Origin of the sequence: Janthinobacterium algoris, from assembly GCF_051380935.1 — a bacterium.
In the GTDB taxonomy this organism is placed as follows: Bacteria; Pseudomonadota; Gammaproteobacteria; order Burkholderiales; family Burkholderiaceae_D; genus Janthinobacterium.
Genome location: NZ_JBNYXZ010000024.1, coordinates 81,394 through 91,622 on the forward strand (window position 1 = coordinate 81,394; position 10,229 = coordinate 91,622).

The following is a 10,229-nucleotide window of genomic DNA, read 5'->3' on the forward strand; positions in this document are numbered from 1 at the left end:
TAGGTTATGTTCGGTGCGGGAGGAGCGCATGCGCAGAAAACGCATTATCATCACCAGCGTGCTGGCGGCAGTCATCGGCGTCGCCGTTCCCCTGAGCCTTGCCTTTTACCTGTCGTCCGTGCGCGCCGTGCAGGGCGAGCAGGAACGCCTGCGCCTGCTGGCAAGCTATGCGCTCGAGCGCGCCCACCGTTCCATCGCCTCGGCCGGGGTCGCCCTGCGCAGCGCCGATGCCCTGGACTTGGCGCCGTGTTCGGAAGCGCATATCCAGCAACTGCGCCGCATCACCATCACCACGCGCAGCATCGACGATATCGGCTATGTCGAGAACGGTTTGCTCAAATGCACGTCCACGGGCATGGAGGACGAGCGCATCGCCGTCACGCCCGCCGACTTCACCATGGATAATGGCATGGGCATCGATTTCAACCTGCGCCCCGCCGTCAGCGGCGGCAAGCGCATGGTGGGATTGACTTACCGCGCCTATAAAGTGCTGATTGATCCCGTGCGCTTTTCCGACGTCATCATCGACAGCGATATCCAGATGGCCGTGGCCATCGGCAAGGAAGGCGTGCTCGATACCTTGCACCATCCCGACCCCGCGCTGGTGCAAACCTTGCTCGCCGGCCAGCCCGCGGCGGACGGCGCGCCGCAGGACGGCAGCATCCATGCCATCCTGTACCGCGATGGCTTGACGGCCGTGATGATCGAGCCGCGCAGCAAGCTGAACGACAGGTTGCGGCGCGAACAGTTGCTGCTCTTGCCGCTGGGCCTGCTGATGGCCGCCTTCATCGTCGGCATCGTCGTGTGGCTGTCGCGCCGCCGTTTGTCTCTGATGGGCGAACTGAAGATCGCCATCGAGCGGCGCGAATTTTTTGTCCATTATCAACCCATCATCGCCCTCGACACGGGCGTGTGCGTGGGCGCCGAGGCGCTGATACGCTGGCGCCGCCCCGACGGCAGCATGATACGGCCCGACCTGTTCATCCCCGTGGCCGAGGAAGGCGGGCTGATTTTGCCCATCACCGACCAGGTGATCGATTGCGTCATCGCCGACATGCGCGCCGCGCTGCTGGCCGACCGCGCCCTGCACATCGCCATCAACTTGTGCGCCAGCGATATCGAAACGGGCAGGGTACTCGACGTGCTGGAACGCTCGCTGGCCGGCACCGGCATCGAGGCGCAGCAGATTTGGCTCGAAGCCACGGAGCGGGGCTTCATCAACGTGGAAGCGGCCCGCGCCACCATCGAAAAGGCGCGAGCGCGCGGCCATGCGGTGGCCATTGACGATTTCGGCACAGGCTATTCCAGCCTCTCCAGCCTGCAAAACCTGCCGCTAGACGCCCTCAAAATCGACAAATCCTTCGTCGACACCATCGGCACGGACGCCGCCACCAGCAGCGTCACGCCGCACATCATCGCCATGGCCCGCACCTTGAACATGCTGATCGTGGCCGAAGGCATTGAAACGCAGCAGCAAGCCGATTATTTGCTGGAGCGCAAAGTCGAATTCGGCCAGGGCTGGCTGTTTGCGAAAGCGCTGCCGGCCTTGGAGTTCCTTGCCTTTTACGAAACCCGCCGCTTGCCATTGTCGACATGAAACCAGCACGCTTGCCCTATCCCTTGCAGCCGCTGCGCGTACCGGGCGGCTGGCACCTTACCGTCAACACCCTGTTCGAGGTGGACCCAGGCCCGGATACCATGCAATGGTTCAGCAGCGCACTGCTGCTGTGGGGGCATTGCCGCGAGACGGGCTACTGCTTCAATTCGCACTTCGAGCCGGAAGATGATCCGAACGGTGAGTTCGTGCTGGAGATGGGCAAGGTGGAATACGACCGCCACGGCAAGATCGTTCAGGGCAGCGACGCCTTCCTGGGCGAGTTTCGCACCCGCAGCAAGGCAGCGTTTGTCGAGCGGGTCGAGCAGTTCATGCAAGACCCGGCCGCCTGAGCGCTACGGTTTGCGCGGCAAGACCACGTCCTGCCCGCCCTGTTTGAGTACGGCGCCGGCGATCTTGCCTGCAGCATCGCGCGTAAAGGCCAGTTCCGCCTCGATGGCGCGGAAGAAAAACTGGTCTTTCGCGCTGGCAAACAGGGGCGCCGAGCCGACACCCGTGCCGGCCGCTTCCAGCCCCTGCTTGCCCAACGACACCGTCAATGTGAAATTCTCGCCTGGGGAATGTTCGAGCACATATTTGGCCACGTATTCAGCTAATGTTGCGCGCGGCAGCTCGATGGCGGCTTGCGGCTTTTTCAGCGGCGGCAATGGCGTGCCGGGCAGCAGGGCGGACAGGCCCAGGGCGTCGACATCGCGCGCCGTGTTCGTCAGCACCATCACGCCCCGCTTGCCGTCCGTGGTGAACGCCGCATAACTGGCGTAGCCGCCCGTCTGACCGCTGTGCCAGGCGTAGGCATGACCCTGTTGCTGTTCCAGCAACCAGGCGAGGCCGATTGTCGTGTCGCTGTCCGGCGCCAGCGGCCGCTGCGGCTGTATCGCCAGCGCATACGGGCGCAGCGGCTTGAACATATACGCTTGCAGGTAGGAAATCATGTCGCGCGCGCTGGAATACACGCCGCCGGCCGGCGCCACCACATTCAAATCCCAAGCGGGCGTAGGTTCGCCCGACAGTAAATGGCCGGGCGCCAGGCGCGCCAGCATGCCGTGCGTGGGCTGGTTCGAGGTCGAACGCATGCCCAGCGGCACGGCGATGCGCTTCTGCAGCAGCGCTTCATAACTGCTGCCGGCCTGTGCGGCCAGGGCCGTGCCCAGCACGGCGTAGCCGATGTTGGAATAATCGAAGACACTGCCCGGCGCGCGGGGCAGATGGTAGGCGGCAAGAAACTGCCGTTGTTTTGCTGGCGTGTAATCGGCATACGGATTGGCCGGGTCTTTCGGTGCGAAGTTGTCGGGCAGGCGCGGTAGCGCAGAATAATGCGTTGCCAGGTCGAGCAGGCTGATTGTCTTGCCTTCGAAGGCGGGCACCGTATAGCCTGGCAATAATGTCGCTACTGGCTCGTCGAGTTTCACCTTGCCCTCGACGATGGCGTCGGCCAGCAGCAAGGCCGTCATGGTCTTGGTGACGGAACCGATCTGGTAGACGCTGTCGGCGCCCGGTGTGGCGTTCTTGCCTGCCTGCACGCTGCCAAAACCGTAGACGGCGCTGAGCTTGCCGTCGATGACGGCGATGACAATGCTGGCGTGCATGCCCGTGCGCGTGAGTTCTTCCGCGCGCTGGCGCACGGCGTCGTCCAGCACGGGCGCGGCCAGTGCAGGGGAGGCCAGTGCAGCAGTGCCGGCGAGGCAAAGGGGGAGGAGGGCGAAAGTGGCTGTCATGGAAACCTTGTCCAGGGTGGATCGAAGGCACGCCGGCGTCTGGCTAAGGTGGCTGGCATGCCTAATGAAGGATACGACCCCAACATGAAGGCGGCCTGAGTTTTATGGCTGCCAGCATGCCAAGTCGTGCGCTTGCTCAATTTTCAGCCATCGGCGCTTCCAGCAAGGCCGCCAGCTGCGCCCGCATGTCGGCGGAAATGCATTGCTGCAATTCGCCACGCCGGCGCGCATCGGCGCGTTTCTTTGATGGTACGTCGGCCAGGTCCGGCGCCCGGCAGGGCGCGCAGGGCAAGTGATAATTACCATCGCGCATGCGTAAGGCATGCAATTCCTGCCATGCCAGGTCGTAATCGGCGGCGATATGGCGGCGGCGCCGCGCATTCAGGGCGATGCGGTTGTCATTGCTGATCAAAAACAGGTTATTACAGGCAAAAAAATCACCGAAATCGCGTAGGGCCGCGACCATCAGGTTTTTCGGACGGCAACCGTGCAGCGCCCGCGTGGCTCCCTTGACAGCCAGCTTGCCGGCCTCGGAGCGCAAGCCTTGCAGCGCACCCAGCTGCAAGGAGACGCCATCGGCACGCGGCACAAATAGAAAGCTGGCCAGGTACAGGGGCTGTCCAGCGCGCGTCAGGCGCAGGCACAGTTCGCCTTCGCGGTAGCTGTCGTGGATGGCCGTCAGCTGCAAGCGATACGGCGCCCCGTCCTTGCCTTCGAACGCAGCCAGCACCACGGGTTGGCGCGCGGCACGCTCGACCAGGGCGCGCGCGCCCGCTTGCCACAGGAAGCGGTAATGCCCTTCCAGCAAGGCCAGGCGATCCGTGCAGCCCAGCTGGCGCGAGGCGTAAGGACGGTAAATCTTGAAACGCAAGCAGGGATGCAGCTGCGCCAGCGAGGTCATGCCAGGCATATTGCCCAGGAAGGCTTGCCAGCGCGTGCGCTGGCGGGGAAAGAAAAGGGCGCCCAGCGCCGCTTTCAGGCGGTGGCCTCTGGCGGAATGTGGTGGTACGGCGGGTAGCACGGCGGGCGGCACGGCGGCGCCGCGGCGCAAGGTTAAAGCGATGTCATTCATGGTTCTGCCGGAAAATGGCAGGCGCTGCACAATGAGAGCCTTGCCAATCTGAATGCTACGCGGGCCAGGTGAAGTTCATATTAAGAAGCTGGCGATCCATCCAACGCGCGCAAGACGCGCCGGGGCGCAGAAGTGCTAGCATTGGACACCCCGGCATCGCGCAAGCGCATATGGGCACAGACAGGTCAGGAAAGAGATCACAGCCATGAAAAAAGCAGAGCCAGACACGCAGTCCGGGGAGAGCGCGGTGGGCGGCGAGTCCGCTACCCGCCAGATCGACGCGAAAATCGCCTCCCTGGCGGATTGGCGCGGCAAAACGCTGGCCACGGTGCGCGCGCTGATCCACCAGGCGGACCCGGACGTGGTCGAAGAAGTCAAATGGCGCGGCGTGCCCGTCTGGTCGCATGCGGGCATGATTTGCACAGGCGAAACCTATCAACTGGCCGTCAAGCTCACTTTCGCCAAGGGCGCTACCTTGCCCGATCCGGCCGGCCTGTTCAATTCCAGCCTGGACGGCAACACGCGCCGGGCCATCGATATCCACGAAGGCGAGCATCTCGATGCTGCGGCGTTCAAGGCGCTGATACGCGCCGCAGTGGCAATGAATACGGCGCCCACACCAAAGCGGACGAACAATTGAGACATTATCTGTATATCTGGCACGACCCGGCCGAGCGCATGCTGGTCGCTTCCGGCATCGAATTCAAGGATTTTATCCTCGCCCTCGGCAAGGCAGACGGCATCGTGCTGCGCAAGGGCAGCGCCGGCACGGCCAGCAAGCCTGCCGTCTACCAGGTGCTGGCCCGGCAGCAACTGGCGGCCCTGGCGCATGAGGATATGTATGCCTGGGGCAGTCATGCCTGGGCCGATTGGCAGGAGGATGGCCAGGGCAAGCCGCCCGCTTCGCTTGATGCGGACGTGGCCGCGCTGCTCGACCACCGTGGCGCACTCGGGCCGCTTCCCGCCTTGCGCAGCCGCTTCCTCGCCTTTGCCCACGACGACGGCTGGTATTTGAAGCTGTTGTATGCGGCATGGGACGACGTGGCGGCGCTGCTCGCCGACGCCATCCCGCCAAGCTTGGGCACGCTCGATATGGACGCACTGCAACAGGGAGGCGACGGCTACTGGCTGCAAAACGGCGCGCTCCAGGTGGAGCGGAAAACCCACGATATCGACAGCGTGCTGAACCGTCGCCTGTAGCTGATGAGCAGCGCGCCAGCCATGAGCCTGATTCGTCGCTTTGCCAGCGCGGACACGCCGTCCTGCACCGCCATCCTGGCCCTGGCCGGGCGCGACGCCTTCGGCCCTGTCGCCGACAGCACCGCGTTCACGGCGGCGACGCAAGGCGAAGAGATATTCGTTGCCGAACGCGGCGGCATCGTCGTCGGCTTTGCCGCCGTGCACACGGGCGACGCCCCCGACTACTTCCTGCACCACCTGTACGTGCATCCGGCGCACAGCGGACTGGGCATCGGCGCGCTACTGCTGGCGGCCGTGGTGGTGCGCTTCGGTCCCCGGTTGAGCCTAAAGACGCAGCTCAGCAATACGGGCGCGCGGCGCTTTTACGCGCGCGCAGGCTGGGTCGAAGAGGCGGCAGACAGCGGCGTGGACGCCATCGGTGCGTGGATAAGAGTGCGCTACCGTGCCAGGCAGGGACAGTGAAACGTCAGATGCTAGGTGGCGCGCAAGGCGACCATGGCGCTTCGCAAGCGCGCAGCATGCCGGCAGGAAGCGTTGCCTGCGCCGGCCGTTCGCGAAAATGCGCCGTGTAGCAGCCGCTACAGGCGCTAGCCAGCGCCAGTAGCTGTGTGCCGAGCGGCGTCAAAATGAAATGCTGGACATACTTGTCCCCATCGGCCGTCATGGGACAGGGAATTAGCGGGGCAAACCCTGAAATCTGGCCAGGCCCGTCCTGGGGCCATCGTAGAGTTCCCATACCATGTAAACAGCTTCAAACATCGCGTTGCTCCTTGCCATCCATGAGCAGGCCCAGCCTGGCCGCCATGCCGGCATTTTCGCGCAGCAAGCCGTCGCGCTCCTGCGCCAGGCTTGCCGCTTTCTGCTGCGCCGCTTGCGCGTTTTCCGCCAGCATGTCGAGCTGGCGGTCTTGCGCGGCCAGCGCCACCCTGGCATCGTTCAGCGCCAGCACGGCCGTATCGAGCTTGGCCAACAGGGCATCGGCGGACGCGGCCGCCTGCAGATATTGAAATTCAAACTGGTCGCGCTCGGGACGCACGGTGGCCAGCGCTTCGCGGTCGGCGGCCGCTACGCCGGATAAACGCGTTTGCTCAGCCTGCAGCTGCGCCAGGCGCATGTCTTGCTGCACCAGGGTCGCTTGCTGACCCTGCAAACGCTGCTGCAACTGGGCATTATCCTGCTCCAGCCGGCTGATCCGCTGCTGCGCCTGGGCGCGTTCTTCGCTGCGCTGGGTAGCGGCCGCTTCCTGGTAATGATCGAATTGCGAGCGCACCTGCGCCAGTTGGCGGTTCAGGGCGGCGATTTCCTCACCCCGGTCGGCCAGGCGTTGCGTCAAGCCCGCGTTGTCGCTGTGCAAGGTGGCCAGGGTGACGGCGCGAAAATGGTGCTCTTCCTTGAGTTGCGCCAGCGCGTGCTGGGTGGCGCGCAATTCTTGGGTGAGGGCGGCGCGCGCCTCCGTCAGCTTCAGCCGTTCCGTTTCCGTCTTTTTCAGCTTTTCCAGCGCCGCGTCGCGTTCCGCGCGGTTTTGCTGCATACCCGTTTCCAACTGCTGCGCCACGTCGCGCTGCTGCTTCTCATACACGCCGCGCATCGCTTCCATCAGCTCGGCTGGCAAGCCTGCCTCCGTTTTCACGGCGCCCGCGCCCTGGAACTCCTCCTTCCAGCGCTTGAGCAGGGGCGCGATGGTGCTCTTGCTGCCCGTGCCACCCAACGCTTCGCGCACATTGTCGACCGTGGGGTTGCGCCCATCGGCAGCGACGATTTGGGCTGCTTTCATAACATCAGAGTACAGAATGCCGGTGCGGGCCATAAAACCACCTATAAGCGAAATTTAGTAACGTATTACATAATACGTAATATCAAATAATATTACGATATAAATTTTGATGATTATTGAAAAATATAAGTTGCGATAAGATTGCTTATCGCGTGTTATGGGGGTGGTTTGCATGCTATTCTGTGATCCTCCCAGTACAAAACCGCGATTTCGCCACCGCCATGCCCGATTTACCCCTCTCGAAACGCCGTGTCACCGTGCCGAAAAACGCCGCCATCGCCGCTGCCCCGTTACACGGCGCCCTGATCGATGCAGAGCTGGCCGCACGCCACCAGGCTTTCCTGGCCGCCGCCACGTCGGACAACACGCGCCGCACCTACCGTTCCGCCATCCGCCACTTCCAGGTGTGGGGCGGGGCGCTGCCCGCCGACGAGTCCACCGTCATCCGCTATCTGATGGCGTATGCGGACAGCCTGAACGCCCGCACCCTGGCCCTGCGTCTGACGGCCCTGTCGCAATGGCATGTGTACCAGGGCTTCGCCGACCCGGCGTCCACGCCCACCGTGCGCAAGACCCTGGCCGGCATCGCCCGCCTGCACGGCAAGCCGAAGAAGAAGGCCAAGGCTTTGCCTTTGGAAGATTTGGAAGTCATCGTCGCCAAATTGGCCGCGCTGGGTAGCGTCAAGGCCCTGCGTGACAGCGCCTTGCTGCAACTGGGATTTTTTGGCGGTTTTCGGCGCAGCGAACTGGTGGGATTGACACTGGAAGACGTGAGCTGGGAGCCGCAGGGGATGGTGATCACCTTGCCCCGTTCGAAAACGGATCAATCGGGGGAGGGCATCGTCAAGGCGATCCCGTTCGGTGACGGCGTCTGCTGTCCGACCACAGCCCTGCGTGCCTGGCTGGCCGCGGCGCATATCCGTACGGGGCCGCTCTTGCGCACCGTCAATCAGTGGGGCCATGTGAGTATGAAAGCACTGCACCCGGGCAGCATCAACACGATACTCGAAGGCTGCGCCAGGCTGGCACAGCTCGATTACGTGCCGGAATTGTCGAGCCACAGCCTGCGCCGCGGCATGGCCACCAGCGCGCACCGGGCGGGCGCCGATTTCCAGGCCATCAAGCGCCAGGGCGGCTGGCGCCACGACGGCACCGTGCACGGCTATATAGAAGAGGCGGGGCGTTTCGAGGAAAATGCGGCGGGGAGTTTGTTGAAGGCGAAGAAGAAGGCAGCGGGCTGAGGCGCCCTACAGCAACTTGCAGGCATTGGTCTGGCCGCGAATAGCATTGACAGCCTAATGTGAGTATTCGCATCAAATCCGCCACTCTTTAGCATAGTGTTCCCGCCACCCATTCGCATTCAAAACCAGCCAGCGATTTGCACTCCAAACCACCGCTTCTATCTTCACTCGGTTGTGGAGCGCACTTATTGAACAGATAGATTGATAACATGAACATAGCTTACTCGACGACGTGAGAACCTCTCACCCAATAGGAAGGTTTTTTACTCAACTGGCAGGATCCGCCGCTGGTTCTGCGTTGGGCTTCAGAAAGGTAAGGAAGACGTACCGGGCTTAGGGGGAGAGCGCTACATGTTTAATCGTGCAAAACAATCTGAACTTCGATGCTTCGCGTTGTCGCAAGCGCGCGGAGAAAGGTACGGAGCATTCGAATCTCATCTCCAATCGCGCCGCTAGCACTTGGCAGGCCATAGACTAACACCCGCGCAGGTAATGCAAACTCGCTGGAATTACAGAGCAGTTCTTGAAGGAAGACCCAAGTTATTTCCCTATCGATTGGCACGCCAAAAGCGACCGCAACGGATTGACGAACGAACAATGCATTCTTCGCGTAGGTAAGATCTATCGTTACTTGCTTGTTGCACATATTTGTCGAGTCAATCATGGCCGGGTGTAGCTCTAACGCAGCGTCTGCTTCTGGCCGGTTGCCGCTGTTGGCAGTTTCCGAACCGAAGTGGAGGTTCAACGTTAAATATGAGGGGGGCGGGTGGAAACGTGCGAAGCACGTTGAAGGCCGTCTACTCGATGGATAAGTTGGACTTTATGGCTATAACTGACGAACAGCCATCCGAATGAAGTCTACCAAGAATACCTTGGCAACCCAATCCTTACCCTGCCAATCACCATACAACTCGACGGTCCCGTCCAGAAAGCTCATCTTATCTGGCAGCGTCGCCATCCCAAAGGATATCTTCTTTGCATGGATCAACTTATTGCACGCATCCCGAAAACGCAGACTAGTTTCTTTTTTCGTTTCTTCCAAAATGGTTCCTACATTAGTCTCAGGCCTACCATCAACTCGGGTCTCGTGAATGACATCTAACGGCCAGACGTCGCTGTCGAGAAGATTTCTTAAGACAACAGCAACTTCAATCAGCAGTTTGGTTGCCTGCGCGACTTCATGGCGTACTCTGAGCTTGTCAAACTCATCACGATCATCACCGGTCGATAGGCGCGCCAAGCCCTCACTTCCAAATACTACCGTGGCAAGGTCATAGAGCGACGAATAAATGAGCGGTCGCTCGATCAACAGGGCAGTAGGAAAGGCTTGCATAGCTTTTAGCGGGCTCTTTGGATAAGGTCTTACGTCAGAATTCACCGGCCTGCGCGGCTTGTTGCGCAGGCCTGTGAAATGAATGGCTAGGCAGGATACTGCACTCCCCACTCAGCCAGGTGAATATGTACATTAATCAGCACTTTGTGTGCGTCTGCTTCTGGCCCAGACTGTGTAAAAACGTCGCTCATTCACGCAGCGACTGCTACCTTCAACGAGGCAGTTCGTGAGTGATCCGGCCACCGCATGACACCAGCAGATATTCCGCGACTTTCTCAG

The 10,229-nt window shown here is 61.7% G+C and carries 11 protein-coding genes; 6 read left to right on the top strand and 5 right to left on the bottom strand.

Features of this window, described 5'->3' with window-relative positions:
* Positions 1 to 28 precede the first annotated feature (28 nt).
* A complete protein-coding gene (locus ACQ4W7_RS26075; protein ID WP_436534375.1) occupies positions 29 to 1,597 on the top strand; it encodes an EAL domain-containing protein in 1,569 nt (522 codons plus the stop codon).
* Entirely contained in the window at positions 1,594 to 1,947 is a 354-nt protein-coding gene (locus tag ACQ4W7_RS26080) for a hypothetical protein (protein ID WP_436534377.1), read from the top strand. Before ACQ4W7_RS26075 ends, ACQ4W7_RS26080 begins: the two co-directional genes overlap by 4 nt.
* 3 nt (positions 1,948 to 1,950) lie before the next feature.
* On the opposite strand, the gene ACQ4W7_RS26085 is transcribed toward ACQ4W7_RS26080, so the two are convergent.
* Both ACQ4W7_RS26085 and ACQ4W7_RS26090 read right to left on the bottom strand, forming a co-directional pair.
* Entirely contained in the window at positions 1,951 to 3,330 is a 1,380-nt protein-coding gene (locus ACQ4W7_RS26085) for a serine hydrolase domain-containing protein (protein WP_436534379.1), read from the bottom strand.
* 136 nt (positions 3,331 to 3,466) lie between these two features.
* On the bottom strand, positions 3,467 to 4,402 hold the full coding sequence (locus ACQ4W7_RS26090) for a VirK/YbjX family protein (protein ID WP_426071087.1): 936 nt from the start codon (positions 4,400 to 4,402) through the stop codon (positions 3,467 to 3,469).
* A gap of 205 nt (positions 4,403 to 4,607) precedes the next feature.
* Between ACQ4W7_RS26090 and ACQ4W7_RS26095 the strand changes: the two genes are divergently transcribed.
* Genes ACQ4W7_RS26095 through ACQ4W7_RS26105 form a run of 3 tightly spaced genes read left to right on the top strand, consistent with a single transcriptional unit; the run spans position 4,608 to position 6,064 of the window.
* The gene (locus ACQ4W7_RS26095; RefSeq protein ID WP_426071086.1) at positions 4,608 to 5,042 is read left to right on the top strand and encodes a DUF1801 domain-containing protein; all 435 of its coding nucleotides are present in this window, start codon (positions 4,608 to 4,610) and stop codon (positions 5,040 to 5,042) included.
* Positions 5,039 to 5,602 carry a hypothetical protein gene (locus ACQ4W7_RS26100; RefSeq protein ID WP_436534381.1) on the top strand — a complete coding sequence of 188 codons (564 nt, stop codon included), beginning with the start codon at positions 5,039 to 5,041 and terminating at the stop codon, positions 5,600 to 5,602. Before ACQ4W7_RS26095 ends, ACQ4W7_RS26100 begins: the two co-directional genes overlap by 4 nt.
* 21 nt (positions 5,603 to 5,623) lie before the next feature.
* Positions 5,624 to 6,064 carry a GNAT family N-acetyltransferase gene (locus ACQ4W7_RS26105; RefSeq protein ID WP_436534383.1) on the top strand — a complete coding sequence of 147 codons (441 nt, stop codon included), beginning with the start codon at positions 5,624 to 5,626 and terminating at the stop codon, positions 6,062 to 6,064.
* A gap of 289 nt (positions 6,065 to 6,353) precedes the next feature.
* On the opposite strand, the gene ACQ4W7_RS26110 is transcribed toward ACQ4W7_RS26105, so the two are convergent.
* The gene (locus tag ACQ4W7_RS26110; protein WP_436534385.1) at positions 6,354 to 7,376 is read right to left on the bottom strand and encodes a DNA-binding protein; all 1,023 of its coding nucleotides are present in this window, start codon (positions 7,374 to 7,376) and stop codon (positions 6,354 to 6,356) included.
* 257 nt (positions 7,377 to 7,633) lie between these two features.
* Between ACQ4W7_RS26110 and ACQ4W7_RS26115 the strand changes: the two genes are divergently transcribed.
* Entirely contained in the window at positions 7,634 to 8,617 is a 984-nt protein-coding gene (locus tag ACQ4W7_RS26115; protein WP_436534392.1) for a tyrosine-type recombinase/integrase, read from the top strand.
* A gap of 355 nt (positions 8,618 to 8,972) precedes the next feature.
* Here the strand turns inward: ACQ4W7_RS26115 and ACQ4W7_RS26120 are convergent, their stop codons facing one another.
* Entirely contained in the window at positions 8,973 to 9,281 is a 309-nt protein-coding gene (locus tag ACQ4W7_RS26120; RefSeq protein ID WP_436534387.1) for a hypothetical protein, read from the bottom strand.
* Between the two features lie 162 nt (positions 9,282 to 9,443).
* Positions 9,444 to 9,950, bottom strand: coding sequence for a hypothetical protein (locus ACQ4W7_RS26125; RefSeq protein WP_436534388.1), 507 nt, complete (start codon positions 9,948 to 9,950; stop codon positions 9,444 to 9,446).
* Positions 9,951 to 10,229 lie beyond the last annotated feature (279 nt).